The sequence below is a fragment of the Microcystis sp. CS-574 genome, from assembly GCF_028329095.1.
Taxonomy (GTDB): domain Bacteria; phylum Cyanobacteriota; class Cyanobacteriia; order Cyanobacteriales; family Microcystaceae; genus Microcystis; species Microcystis ichthyoblabe_A.
In genome coordinates this window covers 1-24,590 of sequence record NZ_JAQMSY010000161.1, presented here as the reverse complement: position 1 = coordinate 24,590, position 24,590 = coordinate 1, and the positions used below count along the sequence as shown (strand labels likewise).

General features: G+C 42.0%; 21 protein-coding genes. 15 read left to right on the top strand and 6 right to left on the bottom strand.

All coding sequences use genetic code 11. From position 1 onward, the window contains the following. Window positions 1–355 precede the first annotated feature (355 nt). The 3 genes from leuC to PN470_RS12760 all read right to left on the bottom strand — a co-directional run bounded on the left by leuC (window position 356) and on the right by PN470_RS12760 (window position 5,488). Window positions 356–1,756, bottom strand: coding sequence for a 3-isopropylmalate dehydratase large subunit (leuC, locus tag PN470_RS12770; RefSeq protein ID WP_103111730.1), 1,401 nt, complete (start codon window positions 1,754–1,756; stop codon window positions 356–358). Window positions 1,757–2,034: 278 nt separating this feature from the next. After that, window positions 2,035–3,033, bottom strand: a complete 999-nt coding sequence (locus PN470_RS12765) for an MraY family glycosyltransferase (protein ID WP_103111731.1) — start codon at window positions 3,031–3,033, stop codon at window positions 2,035–2,037. A 157-nt stretch (window positions 3,034–3,190) separates the two neighbouring features. After that, window positions 3,191–5,488, bottom strand: coding sequence for a RelA/SpoT family protein (locus PN470_RS12760; protein ID WP_271935303.1), 2,298 nt, complete (start codon window positions 5,486–5,488; stop codon window positions 3,191–3,193). Between the two features lie 225 nt (window positions 5,489–5,713). Between PN470_RS12760 and patD the strand changes: the two genes are divergently transcribed. The 6 genes from patD (at window position 5,714) to PN470_RS12730 (ending at window position 12,175) form a co-directional block, all read left to right on the top strand. Further along, window positions 5,714–6,070 carry a heterocyst frequency control protein PatD gene (gene patD / locus PN470_RS12755; RefSeq protein WP_002739345.1) on the top strand — a complete coding sequence of 119 codons (357 nt, stop codon included), beginning with the start codon at window positions 5,714–5,716 and terminating at the stop codon, window positions 6,068–6,070. A 217-nt stretch (window positions 6,071–6,287) separates the two neighbouring features. Then, the gene (locus tag PN470_RS12750; protein ID WP_272104629.1) at window positions 6,288–7,913 is read left to right on the top strand and encodes an ABC transporter ATP-binding protein; all 1,626 of its coding nucleotides are present in this window, start codon (window positions 6,288–6,290) and stop codon (window positions 7,911–7,913) included. Window positions 7,914–7,968: 55 nt separating this feature from the next. Further along, window positions 7,969–8,214, top strand: a complete 246-nt coding sequence (locus PN470_RS12745) for a hypothetical protein (RefSeq protein WP_016516592.1) — start codon at window positions 7,969–7,971, stop codon at window positions 8,212–8,214. Further along, complete coding sequence (locus tag PN470_RS12740; RefSeq protein WP_272104628.1) at window positions 8,208–10,343, top strand: glycosyltransferase; 2,136 nt, start codon at window positions 8,208–8,210, stop codon at window positions 10,341–10,343. The genes PN470_RS12745 and PN470_RS12740 overlap by 7 nt, the downstream gene beginning before the upstream one ends. Window positions 10,344–10,574: 231 nt before the next feature. Beyond that, complete coding sequence (locus PN470_RS12735; RefSeq protein ID WP_272104627.1) at window positions 10,575–11,540, top strand: M48 family metallopeptidase; 966 nt, start codon at window positions 10,575–10,577, stop codon at window positions 11,538–11,540. A gap of 224 nt (window positions 11,541–11,764) precedes the next feature. After that, window positions 11,765–12,175, top strand: coding sequence for an Hsp20/alpha crystallin family protein (locus PN470_RS12730; RefSeq protein ID WP_002762759.1), 411 nt, complete (start codon window positions 11,765–11,767; stop codon window positions 12,173–12,175). 58 nt (window positions 12,176–12,233) lie between these two features. On the opposite strand, the gene hpf is transcribed toward PN470_RS12730, so the two are convergent. Next, window positions 12,234–12,833, bottom strand: coding sequence for a ribosome hibernation-promoting factor, HPF/YfiA family (gene hpf / locus PN470_RS12725; RefSeq protein ID WP_272104626.1), 600 nt, complete (start codon window positions 12,831–12,833; stop codon window positions 12,234–12,236). 473 nt (window positions 12,834–13,306) lie between these two features. Here hpf and lipB point away from each other — a divergent pair, with 473 nt between their 5' ends. The 3 genes from lipB (at window position 13,307) to PN470_RS12710 (ending at window position 15,537) form a co-directional block, all read left to right on the top strand. Next, window positions 13,307–13,975, top strand: a complete 669-nt coding sequence (gene lipB / locus PN470_RS12720) for a lipoyl(octanoyl) transferase LipB (protein WP_272104625.1) — start codon at window positions 13,307–13,309, stop codon at window positions 13,973–13,975. 1 nt (window position 13,976) lies between these two features. Further along, a complete protein-coding gene (locus PN470_RS12715) occupies window positions 13,977–15,239 on the top strand; it encodes a pentapeptide repeat-containing protein (protein WP_271938059.1) in 1,263 nt (420 codons plus the stop codon). 67 nt (window positions 15,240–15,306) lie between these two features. Beyond that, on the top strand, window positions 15,307–15,537 hold the full coding sequence (locus tag PN470_RS12710; protein WP_272104624.1) for a hypothetical protein: 231 nt from the start codon (window positions 15,307–15,309) through the stop codon (window positions 15,535–15,537). Here the strand turns inward: PN470_RS12710 and PN470_RS12705 are convergent. Then, window positions 15,526–16,722 (bottom strand): homocysteine biosynthesis protein, encoded by a 1,197-nt coding sequence (locus tag PN470_RS12705; RefSeq protein ID WP_002753167.1) that lies wholly within the window; start codon window positions 16,720–16,722, stop codon window positions 15,526–15,528. The two genes, PN470_RS12710 and PN470_RS12705, sit on opposite strands and share 12 nt — an antisense overlap. Window positions 16,723–17,079: 357 nt before the next feature. Here PN470_RS12705 and PN470_RS12700 point away from each other — a divergent pair, with 357 nt between their 5' ends. Next, window positions 17,080–18,006, top strand: a complete 927-nt coding sequence (locus PN470_RS12700; protein WP_002736498.1) for a class I SAM-dependent methyltransferase — start codon at window positions 17,080–17,082, stop codon at window positions 18,004–18,006. Between the two features lie 14 nt (window positions 18,007–18,020). Next, on the top strand, window positions 18,021–18,674 hold the full coding sequence (locus tag PN470_RS12695; RefSeq protein WP_272104623.1) for a HupE/UreJ family protein: 654 nt from the start codon (window positions 18,021–18,023) through the stop codon (window positions 18,672–18,674). A gap of 175 nt (window positions 18,675–18,849) precedes the next feature. Here PN470_RS12695 and PN470_RS12690 read toward each other — a convergent pair whose 3' ends face one another. Then, the gene (locus PN470_RS12690; protein ID WP_272104622.1) at window positions 18,850–19,854 is read right to left on the bottom strand and encodes a helix-turn-helix domain-containing protein; all 1,005 of its coding nucleotides are present in this window, start codon (window positions 19,852–19,854) and stop codon (window positions 18,850–18,852) included. A gap of 201 nt (window positions 19,855–20,055) precedes the next feature. Between PN470_RS12690 and PN470_RS12685 the strand changes: the two genes are divergently transcribed. From PN470_RS12685 to PN470_RS12670, 4 genes are all read left to right on the top strand, one after another. Continuing rightward, window positions 20,056–20,553, top strand: coding sequence for a hypothetical protein (locus PN470_RS12685; RefSeq protein ID WP_272104621.1), 498 nt, complete (start codon window positions 20,056–20,058; stop codon window positions 20,551–20,553). A 183-nt stretch (window positions 20,554–20,736) separates the two neighbouring features. Then, window positions 20,737–20,976, top strand: coding sequence for a hypothetical protein (locus PN470_RS12680; protein ID WP_002753163.1), 240 nt, complete (start codon window positions 20,737–20,739; stop codon window positions 20,974–20,976). Further along, window positions 20,957–21,571, top strand: a complete 615-nt coding sequence (locus tag PN470_RS12675; RefSeq protein ID WP_002753162.1) for a Uma2 family endonuclease — start codon at window positions 20,957–20,959, stop codon at window positions 21,569–21,571. Before PN470_RS12680 ends, PN470_RS12675 begins: the two co-directional genes overlap by 20 nt. A gap of 203 nt (window positions 21,572–21,774) precedes the next feature. Then, a complete protein-coding gene (locus PN470_RS12670; RefSeq protein ID WP_103111620.1) occupies window positions 21,775–24,525 on the top strand; it encodes a glycerol-3-phosphate acyltransferase in 2,751 nt (916 codons plus the stop codon). Window positions 24,526–24,590: the final 65 nt, after the last annotated feature.

Here is a 24,590-nt window from a genome sequence, read left to right as displayed (position 1 = left end):
GTCAGGAGTCAGGAGTCAGTATTCAGTTATCAGTTCACTGAGAAAACTCCCCACACCCCACACCCCACACCCTACCCCCACGAAAAACTTTTTCAGCAAACCCTAATTAAGACGGGTAAATTAGTCAATTTCACCCACAACGATGATCTTTTTTTTATGTAGTTTTATTGCAAAAAAAAAGTTTTTTTGACAAAAAGCACAAAGTATGATAGGAACCCAAGGTATTTCTGGTTGCGAGTAATTATTGTAGAGAAGGGAGATGGGAGGGGGGTGTGGGGTGTGGGGAGTTTTCTCAGTGAACTGATAACTGAATACTGACTCCTGACTCCTGACCCCTATCTCACCATTGAGATAACTACTGTAATAACTCCCTGGGATCGGTGACTTCCCCTTTAATCGCTGCCGCTACCACCATCGCCGGACTCATCAACAAAGTACGACCGGAAGCGGAACCTTGACGACCTTTAAAATTACGATTGGAGGAGGAAGCGCTGATCTGATCTCCCTGCAATTTATCGGGATTCATGGCTAAACACATGGAACAGCCAGCCTCGCGCCATTCAAAGCCTGATGCTAGGAAAATTTGGTCTAATCCTTCCGCTTCCGCCTGTTTTTTGACTCTTTCGGAACCGGGGACGATAAAAGCTTTCACATGGGGGGCCACACGATGACCTTGGGCAAATTTGGCCGCTTCGCGCAGATCACTGATCCGGCCGTTAGTACAGCTACCGACGAAGCAGACATCGATTTTTGTGCCTTTAATCGGGGTGCCGGGGGTGAGTTTCATGTATTGATAGGCTTCCTCTGCGATCGCTCTTTCACTTGCCGGTAAACTTTCGGGAGTGGGAATGACTTCGTTAACCCCGATTCCTTGGCCCGGAGTGATCCCCCAAGTAACGGTGGGTTCGATTTCGCCGGCATCGAAGACCACCACATCGTCATAAACCGCATCGGCATCGCTTTTAATGCTTTCCCACCAATTAACCGCACTTTCCCAGTCTTTAGGCGCAAAATCAAGACCTTTGAGGTAATCGTAGGTGATCTGATCGGGGTTGATATAACCACATCGGGCCCCACCTTCGATCGCCATGTTACAAATCGTCATCCTTTCTTCCATGGACATCCGTTCAATTGTACTGCCTGCGTATTCATAGGCATAACCAACACCGCCTTTAACGCCCAATTGACGAATAATATGGAGAATTACATCTTTAGCATAGACTCCAGGGTTTAAATCGCCGTTTACCTCCACTCGACGCACTTTTAATTTCGATAGGGATAGGGTTTGGGTAGCAAGAACATCGCGTACTTGGGAAGTGCCGATGCCAAAAGCGATCGCACCAAAAGCGCCGTGGGTGGAGGTGTGGGAATCACCACAGGCGATCGTCATCCCGGGTTGGGTTAGTCCCTGTTCGGGAGCGATCACATGAACTATGCCCTGATTGCCGGAACCTATGCCGTAGAAAGGAATATGATTGGTTTGAACATTAGTTTCGATCGCTCGGATCATTTCCTCGGCCAAATCGTCAAGGAAAGGACGTGCTTGATTTTCGGTGGGGACGATGTGATCGACGGTAGCAATAGTCCGTCTGGGAAATAATACTTTTAAACCTCTTTCTCTTAGCATCGAAAAAGCTTGCGGACTGGTGACTTCATGCACTAGATGCAGTCCGATAAATAATTGTGTCTGTCCACTGGGAAGAATCTTAACCGTGTGTGCGTCCCAGACTTTATCGAATAATGTTCTTGCGCTCATTGACTTGGGAATGATAGTCATCTCCCTAATCATATCAGCTAACCCTGGCCGATAAATATTAATTTTTTCTTTTCTCTTGGTTAGGAGGGATAAGAGATAAATAGCTTTGTTTTTGCCAGATTAAAACCATCAGTGTTTGAGTGAAATAAAAGACTTTCGCTAATAACTATTTGAGTGATTACTTCTGCTCCTTACCCCCCGTTTCCTATAATCTTTCAAGAGGATTTAGTATAACATTCTCTAGGTTTGAATAACCCCTCAGTCCATAGCAAAAAAAATTATTCTTTTCTTGTCACTGATAAATTCTGCTCGCTAACTCTCTTGTTCAGATAAATTTCTCCGAGAACAATTAATCCTAGAATCAGAGGTAAACTCAGCCATGCTCCTAGGTTTCCTAAGTAGTTAACACTAATAGCAATCAGGAGAGTTATCCCCATATAAATAATCGCTACTTGTGAATGAGACAAGCCAGATTTTTGTAATCTTTGATAAAGGTGACTGCGGTGAGCTTGGAAGATATTTTCCTTTCTAAATAATCGACAAATCAGGGTATAAATAGCATCACCAATCAGAGGGAAAGTGATAGTTAAAGCTGACCAAAATTGACTTTGATTGCCTTGGTTATTAAGTAAAACCATAGCGACAATTGCCCCTAGACTGGTGCTACCCACATCGCCCATAAAAATTTTCGCTGGCGACCAATTCCAGAGGAGAAAACCGCCTAAAGCTGCCACTAAAAGCCATAAAATTGGTTGCTGAAAATAGAGAGCGAGAAATCCTAATTGTACCGCCGTACAGCCAGCCACCAAACCATCAAGACCATCCATAAAATTATAAAAATTAATGTTCGCAGTCAGTCCGATAATTGTGAGAATAATAGCCAAAATTTTGCCGACAAAACCCAAATCTAATAGCCAAGATTGGGGAAAAGCACCGAAAAAAATGACCGCAATACTAGCGGAGGATAACTGCACCAAATAGCGAATACTAGAGGGAATACCGCGACGATCATCGAGAAGGCCGATAATAATTAAAGGAGTCAGGGATAACCACAGGGGAATGAGAGGAAGGGAAGGGGGAAGGAGAAAATAACTGAGGCCGCCAGTCAGAGCAAAAGCGACGACAAAACCGAGTCCACCTCCTCTAGGTGTGGGTTGACTATGGCTGCTACGCTCATTGGGAATATCTAACAATTGTTGACTAAAACGTTGTTTAATCAGGGCAACCACCAGAAAACTAATCAGAAAACTGATGACTGACAGTAGGGATAATAACATAGGGATTTTTGCGCTCAGATTCATTATCGATCCTACGCTGTTCGGTGACAAAAAGTGCAGATATTGCCCTCGTGGTTTTAGTCAGTGTCAGCATCGCACTTCAACAGCTAAGGCGCTCTGAAGTTTGGGGGATATTAGCAGAAATTTTAGGTTTAACTTACTCTCGATCGCTTTTTACCTGACTGATGCGACGAACGTTTAAAACATCGCTCATCAGCTTAATTTGAGTAACACAGCGTTCAAATTGTTGCAGGTCTTTTACTTCAATTTTCAGGGAAATTAAAGCGGGTTTACCGAAATTAGTCTTAACTCCGGCATTGCGAACGTTAATATTTTGGTCACTTAAACGAGAGAGAATATCTTTTAAAACCCCGACGCGATCAATCACTTCAATCTGAATATTTACTGGATAAGTTTGATAACGTCCCTGGTCATCTATGGGGTTCCAACTAACAGGAATTAAGCGTTCAGCTTCGGCTTTTTCCACATTCGAGCAGCCCTGACGGTGAATAACAATACCTTCCCCCGCATGGGCAACTATACCAGTAATATTTTCTCCGGGTAAAGGACAACAACAACCGGCCAAACGATAGACTAATCCCTCCACACCGGCGATCGGTGATTTACTAACGGGTAAAGCCCTTTGAACGGGAGAAGGTGGTAGAATCAATTGGGAATCAGTTAGGACATCGGGCGGATTTTTGGCCGTTAAAATTTCCTGTTGATTTTTAACTGTTTCTTGCAGACGATTAACCACATTTTTTAGGGTAACTTCGCCGTAACCCAAAGCCGCCAATAAATCATCTACTGCCACATAATTGCACTGTTTAGCCACCGATTGCATTCGTTCCGATTTTAGCAGGGCATCGAAGCCAGTTTTACCTAATTCTTTCTCTAATAAATCACGACCTCGGCTAATATTTTCTTCTCGTCGTGATTTTTTGTACCATTGCCGGATGCGATTTCTGGCACTAGGAGTAACGACAAAATTTAACCAATCTAAACTAGGGTGACTATTTTTGCTGGTGAGAATTTCCACCAGATCACCATTTTGCAAGGGAGCATCAAGAACTGACCATTTACCATTAATTCTTGCCCCTTTCATCTGATTACCTACTTCGCTATGAATATGATAGGCAAAATCTACCGGTGTTGCACCTTGGGCCAGAGCCACCACATCACCTTTGGGGGTGAAAACATAGATATCTTCTTCAAAGAAATTATTTTTGAGGCCATCCATGTATTCTTGGCCATCTTTAAGGTCTTTTTGCCAGTCGAGCAGATTACGCAGCCAAGCGAATTTTTCATCCTCGGCGGTTAAAGTTGTCTGACTAGAACCAGTTTCTTTATACTTCCAATGGGCTGCAATACCGTATTCAGCAACATGGTGCATTTCTAGGGTGCGAATCTGCACTTCTAAGGGACGGGCATTTAAACCAACAACGGTGGTATGGAGAGATTGATAACGGTTAGCTTTTGGTAAACCGATATAGTCTTTAAAACGGTTGGGAATCGGAGTAAATTGATCGTGAACTACGGCTAAACAACGATAACATTCCTCTTTAGTTTCGACGATAATGCGGACGGCGGCGATATCATAAATCTGCTCGAATTCTTTACCCTGGTTGTGCATTTTATGATAGATGCCGTAGAGATGTTTGGGGCGACCCTGTAAATCAAGAACTTTTATGCCAATTTCTTGCAATTTTTCCCGCAATGTGTTAACAACTGTTTCGATGCGGGACTCTCGATCGATACGTTTTTCCGATACCAATAACTGCACGGTGCGATAAGCATCGGGTTCGAGGTATTTAAAGCATAAATCCTCTAATTCCCATTTAAATCGCCCAATCCCTAAACGGTTAGCCAGAGGAGCAAAGATTTCTCTAGTTTCGAGGGCGATGCGTTGCTGCTGTTGCGGGTTGAGGTGTTCGAGGGTTTGCATATTGTGCAGGCGATCGGCTAATTTGACCACGATAACGCGGATATCTTGAGCCATCGCCAGGAACATTCGGCGAAAATTCTCGGCTTGCCGTTCAGTTTTGCTAGAAAAGTTGAATTTGGAGAGTTTTGTCACCGCTTCCACCAAATTACGCACCTCAACACCGAATCTAGCCTCGATTTCTTCGGGGGTGACTTCCGTATCTTCCACCACATCGTGAAGGAATCCCGCCGCGATCATTGCCCCATCACCCCCCAGATCCCGCAGTAATCCCGCTACAGCTATGGGATGGGCGATATAGGGTTCCCCGGATTTGCGATACTGGCCCTCGTGGAGTTTGTAGGCGAAATTAAAGGACCTACAGATTAAATCGCTATCGGGATTCTGGGGGTCGTTTTCGTAGGTAATTAGGCATTCTTGCAGCCAATCGGGTAAAACTAACGCTTTTTTCGGTTCCGTGGCCCGGGGAAGGGCGGTGAGGGTTTCTGGTTGGGTGGCAGTGATGGCGTTCATGGTTGGATCGGGGGGATAATAGGGGTGGTGGAGACGGATAACTAGAAAACTATTAGGCCGAAGGGATGGCAGATTGCTTAATTCTCTAACACTAGAATCGGACTTATCGGCGAAAAGGATGCGATTCTTTTAAGTTTTTGTCTCTGGTTGAGAGGAGAGAGGACTTGCAACCGTGACGGCAAATCGTTAATCTTATGTAACAAATTCTAACGCGCTTTGTATTGGATGCTACCGACAAATTACCATCAAGCCTACAAATCTTTGTTAAGAAAACTGGAGGATTTCAGTCTTGCCCTTCTGGATGGGGATGCTTCCACGGGGTTACAATCTTTTCAAGCTTTACAAACCTGTCTAGAAGGGGAGATATTGTCACTAAATGATGACAATTTCAGCCCCGAGGTGGCTAATCGTTGGCGCACAGTCCAGACGGAACTATATCGATCGTGGCGATTGCTGGAGACGGATTGGTTATTTTTGGCCTCGGCGCGGCAAGGACGGGAGAAACGTTTACAGATAATTAGCGAGCGAGTGGCGACTTTAAAGGGGTATTGTCGGCTTTTGTTAGGGGCAGTTGTCGATTAGTGATTAAATGCTCGATCGCCGTTTGTGTGGCATACTTGACCCTAAGTAGGTAGGCGTTAAAAATTATCAGATGCCCCCCTTATCAAGGGGGATCCCCCCGCCTATCGGCACCCCCCTTATCAAGGGGGGACTAAGGGGGGATCAGAGGCAAAATCTATCTTCGATTTAATTATAACTACTTACTTAAGTCCTAACTTTTATCGTTACCGATCGCCTCATGTTGGAAATTAAAGACCTAAAAATTGCCTACCCGACCGAATTAAGTTCTCCCTCTTGGGCGATCGATGGGGTATCTTTGAGTATAGGCAAGGGGGAAACTCTGGGATTAGTGGGTGAATCTGGTTGTGGAAAATCGACCATCGGTAAGGCTATTTTAAGGTTATTACCTAATCGCACTCACGTGGAAGGTGAGATTACCTTTGAAGGGCGATCGCTTTTATCTTTATCTAGCAAACAGTTGGAAAAGTTTCGCGGGGAAGCGGTGGGATTAGTCTTTCAAGATCCGATGACGCGACTGGATCCGCTGATGACTATTGGCGATCATTGTGTGGAAACTTTGCAAGCTCATCGACGAAATTTAACCTATCGTCAAGCTAAAAATCAAGCTTGTACTGTCCTAGAAAAAGTGAAAATTCCCGCTAATCGTTGGTCCCAATATCCTCACGAATTTAGCGGGGGAATGCGGCAAAGAGTGGCCATTGCTTTAGCTTTATTATTAAACCCTAAGTTAATTATTGCCGATGAACCCACCACCAGTTTAGATGTGACGGTTTCGGCGGAAATTCTGCGGGAATTAAAGCGTTTATGTAGCGAGGAACAGATGGGATTATTGTTAATTTCCCATGATTTAGCGCTGGTGGGAGAATATTGCGATCAATTAGCGGTGATGCAGGGGGGCAAAATTGTCGAATCGGGAGCGGTAAAAACAGTTTTTAATACACCTGAACACCCCTACACCCGTTCTCTTTTAGCCGCCGCTTTACACCTACAGTTACGCGAGGAAAAATCAACAGCAATTAAAGGCAAAGAAACGGTGTTAAAGGTGGATAATTTAAAACAGTATTATACCCTAGAAGGTAACTTTTTAGATGGTTTTTTCAAAAAAGAAAAGAAATTTATTAAAGCGGTGGATGAAGTCAATTTTGAACTGTATCGAGGGGAAATATTCGGTTTAGTTGGGGAGTCGGGGTGTGGGAAAAGTACCCTATCGCGAACCCTATTACAGTTAATTAAACCCACCGGGGGAAAAGTGGAATTTTTAGGAGAAGATTTAACCCCTTTATCGGGGGAAAAAATGCGTCCCAAACGACGCTTAATACAGATGATTTTTCAGGATCCCCTCGCTTGTCTCAATCCTCTAATGACGGTGGGAGAAAGTATCGCCGATCCGCTTTTTATCCATCAAAAAGTTAATCTAGAAACGGCTAAAAAACAGGTTTTAGAAATGTTAGATCGAGTCGGTTTAACACCGGTAGAGGAATTTTATCGACGCTATCCTAGAGAGTTATCGGGGGGACAACAGCAAAGGGTAGCCATTGCTCGCGCTTTAATTACTCGTCCAGAATTAGTTATTTGTGATGAACCGGTTAGTATGCTCGATGCTAGTGTTCAGACACAGGTTTTAGAGTTAATGTTAGAGTTACAAAAGTTATTTAATCTAACTTATTTATTTATAACTCATGATCTTTGGTTAGCGAGATTCCTCTGCGATCGAATTGCGGTGATGACTGCGGGTAAAATAGTTGAAATGGGTGACACTGAACAGATTTTTAGCCATCCCCAACACCCCTACACCCAAAAATTAATCGCCGCAGCCCCGAGAATTTATCCCGACAGCAACTAAAATCGCTCTAGGGGTTTATAATTGTTATTGTCTAGATATGGTTAGGAAAGACAAAATGGCCAGACAACTTCAGATAACTCTCCCTGAAGATACCATGCAACTTCTCGATCGATGGTTGGCGAGTAGTGATTATCCTGAAAAAGAATATAATAATTTAATTAATGAAGCGATTAAATTATATATTATGGAACCACAGAGAAACTACCTCAAGCAACAATTAAAGGAAAGAGCTATTGTTAGAGCAGAAAGAGATTTAAATTTAGCACAAGATTGGTTTTCTCCAGAGGAGTATTTATGGTAATAATGATTATTTTTAAAGTCAAAAAACTGCTCAAAAAATTTGTTTTTAGTCTCCAAGAGGAAGGATGGAAACCAGCACTCAAAAAGACGAAACGAAAAATTATTAAAATTCTCACAGGAAAGAATTCCTCTGAATTTGAAGAACAGGTGATCGAAAGTGCTAAACTAGCTGAACCCCGACCCCTAGAAATTGCCAGTAGTGATGATCCTTTAGTCTCGATTATTATTCCTGCTTATAACCAATTTGCCTACACCTTTAACTGTTTGGAATCCTTGAGTGTTAACTTAAGTTCTGATTTAGCTTATGAAATAATCATTGTTAATGATGCTTCCACTGATGACACCTTAGAACAATTAGCCACTTTAGTTAAAGGAATTAAAGTATTAACTAATGCAGAGAACTCTGGTTTTATTCGTTCCTGTAATTATGGAGCTAGTCAAGCAAAAGGTCAATACCTATATTTTCTCAATAACGACACTCGTATTCTGGAAAATTGTCTAGAAAGTTTATTAAAATTAATTGTCAATAATCCCCAAGTTGGTGCGGTGGGTTCTAAGTTAATTTATGCTAATAGTAAACAACAAGAAGCGGGGGGAATTATCTGGAATTCTGCCGATGGTTGGAATTATGGACGCTTAGATAGTCCCGATGAACCAGAATATAATTATGTGCGTCCCGTGGACTATTGTTCGGGGGCCAGTTTATTAGTTCCTACGGAATTATTTAAGCAATTAGGTGGTTTTTCTCAAGACTTTATCCCCGCGTATTATGAAGATACAGACTTATGTTTTGCCATCCGAGAATTGGGTTATCAAGTCCTCTATCAACCCCAATCTAACGTTATTCACTACGAAGGAATCACCTCGGGAACAGACCTTTCCAGTGGGATCAAACAATATCAAGTTATTAATCAAACTAAGTTTCGAGAAAAATGGTCAAAGGTATTAACTAAACACCTGGATAACGATGCTAATAATGTACCGAAAGCTGCCCGACGTTTACAAGGAAAACCGACAATTTTAGTCATTGACTCCTACGTTCCACTATACGATCGAGAATCCGGCTGTGTGCGTTTATTAAATATTCTTAAGCTACTGCTCAATTTAGGCTATTCAGTGATTTTCTTTCCCGATAATGGCTATCCTGAACAACCCTATACTTCCGTCCTACAACAGCTGGGAATTGAGGTTATTTATGGCACAGCGCAAAGATATAATCTAGAAGAAAAATTAATCAAATATTTACCTCTGATCGATGGAGTTTGGTTGTGTCGTCCCGAATTGTGCGATAAGTATATGGACTTAATTCGCTTAAAAACAAAAGTGCCAATTATTTATGATACAATTGACCTGCATTTTCTACGTTTAAAACGGCAAAAAGACTATCTCGATCCCAGTTATCAAAATACTAGCTGGAGTTGGGAAACCTATCAGAAATTAGAGTTAAACTATGCTAATCAAGCGGAAGCAACCGTGGTAGTAACGGAAGACGAAAAGCAGGTTTTATCCTCTTTAGGAGTGAAAAATGTTTGGGTAATCCCCAATATCCATGAAGAAATTTACCTGTCAGAAAAAGTTGCTTTTGACCAGCGATCGGGTTTAGTATTTATTGGTAGCTACAATCACCCTCCTAACATTGATGCAGTTAAGTGGTTATGTTTAGAAATTATGCCCTTAGTTTGGGCATCCCGTCCCGATATTACCGTTAATTTATTGGGAAGTAACCTCAAGGATGAAGTAAAAGAATTAGCCAGTGATCAAGTGATTGTTACTGGTTATGTTCCCGAAGTAGAACCCTATTTTCAAAAGAATCGTATTTTTGTTGCTCCCCTGCGATTTGGTGCGGGAATGAAGGGTAAAATAGGTCAAAGTCTTTCCCTAGGATTACCCACTATTACCACAAGAATTGGTGCCGAAGGTATGGGATTAATTGACCACCAGGATGTTTTAATTGCCGATACTGCCGAGGAATTTGCCCAAGCAGTGATCGAACTCTATGATCATAGGGAATTGTGGCAAAAACTCGCCGATAATTCCCTAGAAACTATTAAGAGATACCAACCCGCTACCGTGCAAACTAACCTACAAGCTTTGTTATCTAATCTAGGAATTATTGCTAAGGATAGTTAACAAGAAAAAAGCTCATTTCTCCCACAGGTCTATTCTATGTCACCAAAATCAACTCTAGAATCAGCAATTTTGCAGAGTTAAAAACCTATTGAGAAAGTCGGAGTTCTCTAGAAGTAGTTCCCGACTATAACCCCCTCACTTCTCTCGAAAAATTTGGCAAGAAAAACTCAAAAACTTGGCAATTAATACCCGTTTATTTCTGATTAACGACTCCTTTCTCCTTGAAAAAATATGCCAACTTATCCTGATATCTCCAGTCAAGCTTTTAAACATCCCCTAGATCAGCAAGCTGAACAGGCCTTAAGATCAGTTCCGGGGTTTGATTTATTAGCGAAAAGTTTTTCCGAATATCTCTATGAACGTCCCCAGCAAATTTTATTAATGGGCAATGATTTAAAAGTTGGTCCTCGTCAATACGCCACTTTATACGGCATCTATCGCGAATGTCTGCGGGATTTAGATATGTTCCCAGAACCGAATCTTTATGTCAGTCAAAACCCTTTAGCCAATGCCTATTCTTTGGGGTCAGAACATCCCTATATAGTCTTTAATACTGCTCTTTTAGACCTCTTAGATGAAGAAGAAATTCGAGTAATTCTTGCCCACGAATTAGGTCATTTAAAATGCGATCATAGTATTTTGATTCAAATGTCTTTTTGGGTGATGGGGGCGGCTAATTTTCTTGGGGACATCACTTTAGGACTAGGAAAAGCCATTACTACTGGTCTAGTTTATGCCTTTTATGAATGGCGCAGAAAAGCCGAATTATCAGCAGACAGAGCGGCTTTATTAGTTACCGATGATTTAAATTTAGTCCTGAGAACTTTAATGAAATGTGCAGGAGGAAGCCAAAAATATCTGCATGAATGCAACTTAGAAGAATTTATTCGCCAAGGAGAAGCTTATCGACAATTAGACCAAGATAACTTAAACCAGATTTATAAATTTATCATTTATAATGGTGGGAATGGTTCCTTTTTAACTCATCCTTTTTCCGTGGAAAGAATCCAGTATCTACAGCAATGGTTTAACTCGGAATCCTATCGTCAAATTCGCCAGGGAAACTATGCCCAAATAGGGGTAAAAAGCTCAATTAATGTTGATGCTAATGATAGCGAAAGCGAAAGATTGCAGCGACAAATAGCAGAACTACAAGCACAAATTGAACGGGCAAAAAGACAAAGAAACCACGAATAATCTATACGAAGGCAAAATGCAAAAGGCAAAAGGCAGCTTTGTTCTCCCCACACCCCACACCCCACACCCTACAACTTCCCACTTGCCACTGATAACTGATAACTGATAACTGTATCGGTTATTGCGACTTTTTATTTCCTGAAAACCGCCTTGTGTAAGCCAAGTTAGTTGCTTATTATGGAGGTAATCGCAGTCAGAGAAAACCTCTCAAGGAAATTATTACTATGGCTTTCACTCTTTATTCTCCCTTCCTAGAAATTAATTCTGTTCAACGTCAAATCGATCAACTTTTTCAAGAAGTATTACCGACAACTTCATCGGTATCTCGTCCCCCGGTGGAAATCTCTGTTAATGAGGATTCCGTGCAATTGAAAATCGAATTACCCGGTGTGGATATTAAAGATATCGATGTGGAGGTTAGCAAACAAATGGTGGCTATTAATGGGCAACGTCAACGCCCTGCCGAGGTGGAAAACAGCGAATTTTATTATGGTAAATTTAGTCGCTTGATTACCCTACCAGTGGAGGTGCAAAATAGCCAAGTTACCGCTAACTATCAAGACGGTATTCTTTATCTCACCCTCCCGAAAGCGGTGGCAGAAAAAAATAAAGTGGTGAAAGTTAATCTTGGTTAGATGAGAAAAAGACTGGAGAATTTCTCCAGTCTTTAGTTTTATTTGTGGTCGCTAACTGTTAATTGGATTCTTTGCCATTTACGTTAACGGGACGGGGCTGAATAACACCAAAACCGCCGTGATTGCGTTGATAGATAACGTTGATTTCGTTAGTGTCTTTGTTGCAAAACATATAGAAATCGTGATCGACTAATTGCAATTGTGTTAGTGCTTCCTCAATAGTCATCGGTGGCATGGCAAAGTATTTCATCCGCACTACTTCCGCAGGTAATTCGGGAGTGCGATCGCCAATTAGGTTATCATCTAAGGGTTTTTCTTGCACCACCTCGCTAGTTTTAACGGTGGCGTTGGTGCGATGATCTACCAGTCTCTCTTTATACTTGCGGAGTTGACGAGCGATTTTATCAGAAACTAAATCAATACTTGCGTACAAATTTTCGCTTCCTTCTTGAGCGCGAATCACTGTTCCATTAGCATAAACCGTTACTTCCGCTTTGTGGCGATCGGGAATGCGTGCATTCTTTTCCACGGAGAGGTGAACATCAACTTTTGTGGTTATGCCGTTAAAATGTTTCACCGCTTTCTCCAGCTTTTGTTCGACATAATCATGAATAGCTTCGGTGACAGCGATATTATTGCCCTGAATCAATAGCTTCATACTCACTACTCCATCTAAAAATTTTGCTATAGACCGTCCACATCAACTATTTTTAAGGGATGTTGATGCTAGGAATTTAATCCTCAAAAATCCGCTCGATCGCGCTGTTGTCAGAGGTCACAGTCTAGATATTGTCGGTGTTTTCGTTCTCTTTTTTTTGTCGGATCGCGCGGAAAATTCATCGGGTCGAGCGCCTATTTGCAACTGGATTTATTTACCTCTATTCTAACAAGTTTCTCTCAACCTTTTCTTAACAGAAGTGCGAAGTTCTGTTAACTTTTATTTAAAGAAACCGATTTTCGCCGCCAGCAAGAGAATCCAGTGATTGTTTCTCCTGTGGGACGGTTAACATCCGAATAGATGGGATATCCTTAGATTAGCACTTAGTATTCTCCCCAACATCTATATCTTCTCTTCTTTTAATCTTCCTTTGCGCTCCTTTACATTTCTTAAATATTTTGACACATCTCGCAATGAATGCTCAAAAAATACCTCGTCTCTGTGGGCTGAAAATTCAGGCAATTACCCCCTATTCTCTGGCCTGGGCGCAACAGCGATCGCTGGTGGGGGCGAGAATTGCCGATCCTGACTTACCCGATGTGCTGCTCCTACTGGAACATCCCCCCGTTTACACCCTCGGTACTGGTTCAGATATTAAGTTTATTAAATTTAATCTTGACAAAACCGACAAAGAAGTGCATAGAATCGAGCGAGGAGGGGAAGTCACCTATCACTGTCCGGGGCAGTTAGTGGGCTATCCGATCCTCAATTTGCGCTATTATCAGCAGGATTTACACTGGTATTTGCGACAATTGGAAGAAGTCATCCTGCAAACTATCGCTATTTATGGATTGTCCGGGGAAAGAATCGGGGGCCTGACGGGGGTATGGGTAGAAGGGTATAAAATAGCGGCGATCGGTATTAAAGTTAGTCGTTGGATTACCTATCATGGTTTTGCCATTAATGTTTGTCCGGATTTAAGCGGTTTTGCCGAAATTATTCCCTGTGGGATTGCTAATAAACCCGTGGGCAGTTTACAGCAGTTTCTGCCTAATATTAGTCTTATGCAAGTACAGCAAGATTTATCGAGGGTTTTCGCCTCAGTTTTCGGTGTGGAATTATTTTCTCTTGACAAGGATTAATATGAGCGATCGCAAAGACCCAGAAAAACTCGCCGCAGAAAATAGGGACGATAACCCCGAAAATAACGGTAAAACCAGTTTATCGCCCCCCGATGCCTCCGAATACGTCTCCTCTTTATCTTCGCGTAATCCTCTGCGTCAGCGCATCCTACTATTAAAAGATCTTCGGCCGGGTAACGCGGGGTTACTGTTGGCCCCCCTGATGCTGATGACTATCGGCCTCGTCTTTAGCTGGGACTGGTTAGGCTTTTCTGGGGCGATAGTAGCGATATTAATATCTTTACAGGTGATTTTGCCCTCTATTCGCCAGTGGATCGCCCATTATCTCACCCCCTCTGAACGTCAGACGGTTTTCGCTTTTATCGTTTTTATAGCTGCTCTGGCCGGATTAGGGAAATATTTAGGAGTTTACGAGCGCATATTGCGATGGTTAGAGAGTTTTAAATACGATGAGTTTGGTTCCTGGGCCGAGTGGGTGGGGGCCTTGGGGCAGATTATGATCGCCGTGTTAGCCGTCTATGTGGCCTGGGAACAGTACGTTATTTCTAAGGATTTAACCATACAACAAAATCGCATTACCCAACAACAGACGATCGATTCCTATTTTCAGGGGATTTCCGATCTAGCCTTGGATGAGGAGGGATTTTTAGAAGATTGGCCCCAGGAAAGAGCGATCGCAGAAGGTCGCACCGCTTCCATCCTCAGCAGTGTCGATGCCTCTGGAAAAGCGAAAATACTGCGTTTTTTGAGTCAATCGCGGCTATTATCACCGATTAAACGCGATCGTTATCTAGGCAGACCGATTCTAGACGGGGAAGGGGGTTATGCGGAGGATCGAGAGTTCGGTACAAGAGTAGTACAATTGGGGGTAATGTTAGCGGGGGCCGACATTTCTGGGCAGGATTTGCGCTGGACGGATTTAAGCGAAGCGAATATGGTGCGGGCCGATTTAAGTTATAGCGATTTGGTGAAAGCAAATGTATCGCGGACAATTCTCTACGAAGCTAATTTAAGAGGGGCAGATATGAAAGGGATGCGTTTATTTTATGGTTCCCTAGAAAATGCTACCCCCCGCAGTCGTACCGTTCCCCCCAATTATGACAGCGGAGAACACACGGGAGCAGTGGTAGAAAATGTCAATTTTACCGGGGTGAAAAATATGAGCGAGGAACAACGTCACTATTGTTGTCGTTGGTGTGGGGAAAAGTCCCGCGCAACCATTCCGGGGGGATGTGCTGATATTGCCAATCTTTTAGGTCGTTAACGGAGGCGATCGGCAGGGGGCAGTGTTATAATCAGTGGTATTCATTGCTAATAATTCCCGCAAACTTATGAATCAAAAAGTCGTTATTCTTGCCACTGCTTCCGCTAGTTTATTAGCCCTATTAGTTACCACTAACTCCGTACAAGCTGCCCCAGAGTCCTTTCATCCTAGTTTCAATACCGAGAACTTAGGTGACATGATTATCGCCAAGACAACCGGGGAAGAAAATCCGATTTTACGTCATCTTAATTGTAGTTGTGCCGCCTGTACGCAATCCCTTAACTCCTCACTCAATTGATAATTTTCCGCCCCAACGATCCTGGGGGATAAAAGTCCGCTCTAGATTAATTTTTGCCACGGGTTCCGTGAGGGTAAATTCTCCCGATTCGATCAGTGCTTTTAATTCTAAAGCGGCTTCCCGGGACAAGGAAATACTGGCCAAAGGGGCCACCCTCACACTTTTTCCCTCGATCATAATCCGACCGCTTTTTAGTTTAGCGTAGGTGATTAAACCAAAGGTAGGACGGACTCGCCGGGGAATGGAAAAATCCACCACTGGAGCGACAATTTCCTCATCTTTTACCGCACAATGTCGAACGATTTCCTCGCTTAAAATCGGAATCGGTACTGCTACCCCTAACATTAAAGAAGCCCCATAATTTTTGAAATAACAACCCCGCACCCAGCGAGCATTCATTTGTTTAGCATCCCCAATTAAGGCTAAGGTGGAAGCCGGTCCAATAGGAGTTCGATTTTGTAGGCGTTTTTGCAGGGGAAAATGTTGGGTTCCTTCCCAGGCAATATAACCGATTCCTCCTCCCAAAAAAATGCGCGTACCGATGCCTATAGCCTCTAAATCTGGGTCATTTAACAGGGGAGAAATTGCCCCGGGGTTAGAATACACTGCATTACCTAATCGCGGCTGTAGTGGTCCCAAATAAGTATATAAAGTCCGCTCTCCCCCATTGACTCCGACGATAAAATTCTGGTAGAGATTGCGAGGATTAAAAAGATAAAATTGATTGATAGTCTCCTTAGAAATAATCGTTTCAAAAGAAGTGCGAGGATAACAATCGGTGGCCTGGCCGACAGCGCGCAATTGAATCGATTTTCCAGCGATTAAATCCTCAATAATATGTCCGCCGCCCCTTTCGGGATTTTCTCCCTCTAAATTCTCATTTTTGGCCGCTAGATCACTAATAGCACTGGCTCCTAAATATAAATCCACCGCTCCAAAACCAGCATAAGCAGGAATCCCATCTAACCAACATTGACGAATTTTTATCGGCGGATCCGTCTGACCTAAATTAATAATTGCCCCCGAAGATTCCATCGGTTCAAAAGTTCCCGTACAAACCACATCTACTTGGGAAAAAACCTCCTTAATTCCCATTTCGCTCACGCGGCTTTTTAATTCCTCTACTGTCCAGACTACAGCAGTTTTTTTAGCGATCTTGTCGTTGATTTCAGCGATTGTTCTCATAATAAGTAGCTGGTTATAATTAAATTGAAGATGTATTCCCCCTTAATAAGGGGGTGCCGATCCCCCCTTAATCCCCCCTTAATAAGGGGGGTGCCGATCCCCCCTTAATCCCCCCTTAATAAGGGGGGCATCTGAAAGTTTTCAACACCTACCTACTTAAAAATTGGCAAGATGGGGGTTAGGGAGCTTTTTGCTGTTATCAGTCAACAGTTATTAGATGTGAGTTTTCAGTGAGTGGTATTAACTGAGCAGTATTAAATGGCGGTGACAGTGCTGTTTTTTCACTGATTACTGATTACTGATCACTGATCACTGTTATAAGATAAAAAAGGGAAAATTTACGATCGAAGCTTTTCTATGACAGTTACACCCGTTCCGGCCTCCTTTAATCCTGTTTCTGGTCTAGTTAACCGTATTCTCGGCATAAAACCGCTTTTTGACATCGCTCGCTATCAGGCCCGCAATATGATGATTAAAAGAGCCGAAAAACTAGGCGTACCTTGGCGAGAAACCGTCAAACAATGGCAGCAACGGGATTGGAGTCAGGAACTGCAAGCGGTAGAAAATCCCGATCTCGTCTATCCCGAATACTATGTTTGTTCTTTCCACGCTTACGAAAAGGGCAATTTAGACTGGTTGCCAGCTTTTGAGGTAGAATCTGCCGCCTATGCTGTCCATTCTACCATCTGGCCTGGGGCGGGGATGGACGGCGACCCGCGATTGCGACGGGAATATCACCGGATATTAAAGGAGCAAATCAAGGCAAAAATTAACGATATTGTCGATTTAGGCTGTAGTGTCGGCATGAGTAGCTTTGCGCTGCAAGATACTTATCCGCAAGCGCGGGTAACTGGGTTGGATCTCTCTCCCTACTATTTAGCAGTTGCTCAATACCAGGCTCAACAAAAACAAAAGACGATTCAATGGCAACACGCGGCTGCGGAAAAAACTCAATTACCCAGTCAGTCCTACGATCTGGTATCTTCGTTTTTAATGTTCCACGAACTACCCCAACAGGCTACTAGAGAAATTTTCGCCGAAGCGCGTCGTTTATTGCGATCGGGGGGTTATTTGACGCTGATGGATATGAATCCGCGCTCGGAAATTTATCGAAAAATGCCCCCTTATGTCCTCACCTTACTCAAGAGTACCGAACCCTATCTCGATCAATATTTTACTCTCGATATCGAACAGGCATTAGTTGAAGCGGGGTTTCAAGCACCGATCATTACCCCCACCAGTCCCCGACATCGGGCGATTGTTGCGCGGGTTTCCGAATCATAATTTTGAGGTAATCAATGAAGATAATTTTTCGTCAAAGCTGGACAAAGATATTAACTATTGTCCCTCTCTTCCTGTTAATTTTTGCCAGCAAAACCCTTGCCCATCATGCCATGGCAGGGCAAACTCCCGATAATTTTTGGAATGGATTTTTATCGGGTTTAGCTCACCCAGTTATCGGTTTAGATCATTTAGCTTTTGTGGTGGCTAGTGGTTTAATTGCTGTGGGGATGGAACAGGGTTTATTAATTCCGATCGCTTTTGTGATTGCCACTTTAATCGGGACAGGGATTCATTTACAGGGAATAAATTTACTTTTTCCTGAAGGGATTGTTGCCCTTTCTGTGGTGATTTTTGGACTAATTTTAACCCTGAAAAAAGGGTTACAAAATCATTCTAATCTCTATACGATCGCTCTGGCAACTTTGGCAATGATCGCAGGAATTTTCCACGGTTATGCCTACGGAGAATCAATTATCGGGGCGCGAGTTGCCGCTTTAGTTGCCTATTTAATCGGTTTTACCGTGATCCAATTAGCGATCGCATCTGGGGCTTTTTTCCTTGGCAGTGTCATCAAGGAAAAATTAGCCAAGCAAGCGACTCTAATTAGTAAGTTAATCGGATTGGCAATTATGGCGATCGGTACAACTTTTTTAGTGGGAATTAAGTAAATTAATCTCGATGGGGCTAATTATTAATGGCTCTCTTGAGGTTATGAGATCGAAGAAAGGGCGTACAATATACGCCCCTACCAAACAAGTACGGGAGAGGCACTGAATTGGAAGAGGAGTTAGGAATTGAGTTCTCAAAGCAAAAATAATCCTAATTCCTACCCCTACTATTTTTTTAGGTTTCAGAGGGGAAGTAACCAAACAGTTTTTTATAATCAGAGGCCAGATATCCTCGATGAAAAAAACCTAATTCTTCGGCAATTTCATAAGTTAATTTTGTCTGATTATTTTGGTTAAGAGATTGATGTAAAGCATTAAGACGAAGCAACTTAAAATAATTGTAAGGAGACATTTGATAGAAGTCTTTAAATATATATTCTAAGGTGCGTTGACTTACTTTTAATTCTTGACAAATCGCTGGAATAGTCAGATCAGAACGCAGATTTTTTCTCATCATTTCTTCTGCTTTTTTGAGAATAGAGGTGCGTCTGATAGTGTTTTTAGGAGTTTTAATATCTTTGGTTACTGCTAAAGTCAAAAGAAAATCTTTGACAATTTCTTCTTTTAATTTTTGCTTGAAAAAATTTAATCTTAATGCTTTTCTTTGCCCAGATATTTGTTGACGATCTAAATTAAATAGCATTCGATAAAGTTGATGACAAGATTGTTGGAGATGACGAATTTTTTCCGATGGGCAAATCACAACAGAAGAAGCGGAAGAATTTAAAAACTTTTTCGCTTCTGGTAGCTCTAAAGTTTGGCACAATTGTTGCAGATAATTATCATGAACGTAAAGCTGAAAACGATTGGAAAAGGGATGTTGAAAAATGGAAATTTCTGATTTAGGGGGGACAATCCCAAGATAGTTATTTTCTACTGAGTACAAATTTTGGAAGAAGACGGAATTCACCTGAATAGGAATCGCAAAAACCCACATTTTAGAATGGACTACTCCCACAACATTTATTAAACAATTACGTTGCGATAATTCTAACATCACTTCATCCATGATGATCCTTGAAAGATACCCTTCAAAATGATCACCACTGAGTTGTAAAGCATCTCCGTTGACAAATTCTCGATTCTGAAAATAGCGAGAAAAGTCACAAAAATATTCACTTTTAAAGGTTAATTCCTGAGAATTAATTAAAATATCGGTTTTACTGTCAAAAATAAACATCTATATATAACTATTTGGTTATTGAGTAAAGTTAAAATTTTTTTGCCCATCAATTTAAAAACTTGCGTTTTTTGGATCATCTTAGCATAGAGGACTGAGTAGTATGAGTTACAGCAGAGTTGATTTGTTAATTTTGTCCATCAGTGTAGTTCCGTTTAAATCTCTCACTTTTTCCCGTTATTAATTACCAAGTAAATGTCGATGGCTAAACAATATATGCCACTTGAAGATTGCTCTAGGGTATTGGGTGCAGAAATTCCTCAATTACGTCCCCCGGCATTTTCTGATGACCCAAAATATAACACATTTAGCTATACCTATTATCCAGGGGGATTGGAAATTTCCGATAGCTATATCTATTATCCAGGAGAATCAGAAATTTCCGAAGCCCTTGCCAGGGAAATCACTACGTTCGCCGTTCCCCCGACAAATTATCCAGAGGGATTGGAAATTTCCGATAGCTATATTTATTATCCAGGAGAATCAGAAATTTCCGAAGCCCTTGCCAGGGAAATCCCTACGTTCGCCGTTCCCCCGACAAATTATCCAGAGGGATTGGAAATTTCCGATAGCTATATTTATTATCCAGGAGGATCGGAAATTTCCGAAGCTGTTGTTCCTAATATTAGCACTTGTCTCTATGCGCTCAAAGCAATCATAGCATTTTTCATCAGAATGAGCCATGGGCAAGAGGCTTAAACCCTTTGTTGGCAAAACTTGTCGATACCTCAGTAACGTGAAAAGCGCTATAACTACACATCTAAGCCACCGACATCGTCTTTATCATCAGGAGGGGCTGTAACATTCAGCGTTAATCAAGGAGACCCGATCATAAACTTACTAGGCGGCTCCGGTGGTAAAGAATTTTATGAGGGTGTAATATTGCCAAATGGAGATCTAAAAACTAACTGGCAACTGACTCCTTTTATGAACCTCGCCGTCGTCACCAATTATATTTTTGGTTTCGTCCTCATCGTTTTTGGCAGCGATAGTGCGATCGCAGATTGTGTAGAGAGTTTGTCGGGTGGGCAATGCCTATTTTACATTCAAGGTAAAATAGAGCCAAGGAAGTTAGTAGAGAGAGAAAGCTATTTTGCCAGCTATGAGCCAAACCCTACCTAAAACTGTTAATTTCGAGGAATTCGTCCCTTGGCTGCCTGAAAATTCTGGAGTGCGTTATGAGCTACACAAGGGAAATATCATTGAAATGGCACAACCCGCAGGAGAACACGAGGAAATCAAAGGATTTTTAACTGTTAAACTCAGTGGAATAATTGATAGACTGGGTCTTCCTTATTTAATTCCTAACCAAGCGATTGTCAGACCTGCTGGTAAAAACTCTGGTTATTTTCCTGATGTATTAGTGCTAAATCGAACCAAGCTCGCTCAGGAAAAATTATGGAAAAAAGAATCAATCCTTAGTGAGGGTGCATCTATCCCTCTGATCATTGAAGTGGTATCGACTAACTGGCGTGATGATTACTACTTAAAATTTGCTGATTATGAAGAAATGGGTATTCCTGAATATTGGATTGTCGATTATGCAGCCTTGGGTGGGCGTAATTTTCTTGGCACTTCTAAACAACCGACCATCTCTGTTTGTCGCTTAGTTGAGGAAGAATATCAAATTCGGCAATTTCGAGATAGTGATCGCCTAATTTCTCAGACTTTCACGGAATTAAATCTCACTGTCAATCAGATTTTCTTAAGTCTGTAGGGTGTGCATCGTCCACCTTACTCTTTTCGCTTTTTTCTTCAGTTTGAGGGGTTGATTTTGCCGCTTAAAATCCGCAATTATTGCCTTTATTTGCTCCATCTGCTTGAGTTTTAAGCCATTAAGCTCAATTTATTTTATCGCTTTCGTGTTCATGTTCTCAAGGTCGTTACTAAGACAAGATCGTAAACTAAGACGCATTTTAAATGAGAGAAATTTGGGGATCCCTATTTATTTTTTTAGTCTGTCCTATTATCGGGGGATTGCCTCTGATTGATTGGATAAATTATCTCGTAACTGGACGTAAATTATCCCAATTAGGTACTGGTAATATCGGTGTAACTGCCGCTTTTTACCATGGGGGTAAATTAGTGGGAATTTTGGCGGTAATTTCGGAAGCAGCCAAGGGAATTATCGTTATTCTCCTAACCCGTTTATTTTTTACCACCGGCTCCACGTGGGAATTATTAGCTTTAATTGCCTTAGTCATGGGGCGCTATTGGTTAGGAAAAGGTGCGGGAACTACTAATGTTTTCTGGGGATTAATTGTTCACGATTTTGTCGCTGTTTTTCTCACCTTAATCATTAGTGGGATTAGCTTTACTGTCTTTCGAGAAAAATCTACGGGTAGATTGGTAGGATTATTTTTATTAGCTTTAATTCTCACCTTGCGCCGTCCCCACGATTCAGGTTATATTATAACTGCCATTGCTTTAGCCTGTTTATTAGGGGCAATTTTTCAAAAAATCGCCGACGATTTAGACTTACCTGAAGCAAATGTTAACAATGAATCAAAAACTATGTTTCGTTTTTTTCGTGGAGATCGATCGATCCAAACTCTTGATGACAATCTAGCAGCTTCAAAAGTGGGACAAAAGGCCGCCACTTTAGCCGAGCTTAAGCGTGCCGGTTATCCCATTCCTAGGGGTTGGATTTTACCACCAGGAGATGATCCACAACCGTTAATAGAATCTCTTCATCCTGATATTAATCATCCCTTAGTCGTCCGCTCTTCCGCTATTGGAGAAGATGGTGAAACCGCTTCATCTGCGGGACAATATACCACAATTCTTAACGTTGTTGATCAAGAAAATTTAGCGGCGGCGATTTTAAGTTGCCAAACCTCCTATAATAGTCCTAATGCTGTTAATTATCGACTCGATCGAGGTCAAGAAAACATGGCCATGGCTGTGTTAATTCAAGAACAAATTCGAGGAGTTTTTTCGGGGGTTGCCTTCAGTCGTGATCCGATTAATCCTCTCAGTTTAGATGTGGTTATTGAAGCTTTACCCGGAGATGCCACCAGAGTTGTATCGGGAAGAATCACCCCCGAAAGTTATCGAGTTAATTTAGAAGAAAATATCATCATCGGAGCGGGAGATATTCCCCCGGCTATTATTCAACAGGTAGCTAATCTTTGTCGGCAATTAGAAACCCTTGATCATGGCATTCCCCAAGATATAGAATGGACTCATGACGGACACAAATTATGGTTATTACAGTGCCGTCCTATCACTAATTTACAGCCAATTTGGACAAGAAAAATCGCAGCTGAAGTTATCCCCGGAGTGATTCGTCCTTTGCCTTGGTCGATTAATCGTCCTTTAACCTGTGGAGTTTGGGGAGATATTTTCCAGTTAGTTTTAGACAAAAAAGCCCTCGATTTGGACTTCAATGAAACAGCGACTTTACACTATCAAAGAGCCTATTTTAATGCTTCTTTATTAGGCACAATTTTCCGTCGCATGGGATTACCTCCAGAAAGCTTAGAATTCCTGACCAAAGGAGCAAAGTTTACCAAACCACCGTTAACGGCAACCTTGGCTAATTCCCCTGGTTTATTAAAACTTTTAGGACGGGAATTACAGTTAGAAAAAGACTTTAGCCAAGATCAAAAAACCTATTTTATCCCAACGCTCGAAAAAATTAACGCTACTTCCCTAGAAGCTTTATCTTCAGGGGAGATTTTAGAGCAAATTGAGGAGATTTTAACCGTCTTAAAAAAAGCCACCTATTATAGTATTCTTGCCCCCCTTAGCTTCGCTTTGCGTCGCAGTATCTCGCGAGTACCTTTTGAGAAATTGGATAACTCTCAAGCACCGGAAATAGCCTCAATGCGATCGCTATCTGAACTGAGAAAAAATACGCTCGATCGAGATTTTGACTCAGCTTTTTCCCTCTGGTTAGAAACCTACGGTTATTTAAGCGAAGTGGGGACTGATATTTCGATACCGAGATGGCGAGAAAATCCCCCATATCTGCTACAACTACCCTTAGATATTCCGGGCAATAATAGCCAGAAAAAAGTCAAATCTTCCCACAATGTCCAAAAAAGATTAAATATCAAAAACCAAGTGACTGAAATTTACTCCCGTCTTTTAGCTCACCTACGCTGGCATTTTCTCGCTTTGGAAACCCTCTGGTTACAGCAACAAATATTATCAGAGACGGGAGATATATTTTATCTAAACTACTCAGAAGTTACCCAGTTAGGTCAGAATAATACAATCGCCAATCTTAACCAGATTATTCGTCAGCGTCGCCAACAATTCCAAGAAAACTCTCAATTAAACGATATTCCCTATATCGTCTATGGACAACCCCCGAAAAAAGAATTTTTAGTCTCAAATTTAACTGCCAAAAAACGCTTACAGGGAATTGCCGCTAGTGGGGGGACAGTGGAGGGACGAGTCAAAATTATGCCAACCCTACAAAATCTAGAAATTGCCCCTGATACTATTCTCGTTATTCCCTATACTGACTCAGGATGGTCCCCTTTATTATCCCAAGCTGTGGGCATTATTGCCGAGGTGGGGGGACAATTATCCCATGGTGCTATTATTGCCAGAGAATACGGAATTCCGGCGGTTATGGATGTGCATAATGCCATGAAATTGTTAAAAGATGGTCAATTAATTCGTCTCGATGGCAGTCAAGGAATTATTGAAATTCTCTAGGCATTAGGGGACAGGGTGTGGGGTGTAGGGTGTGGGGTGTAGGGTGTAGGGTGTAGGGTGTGGGG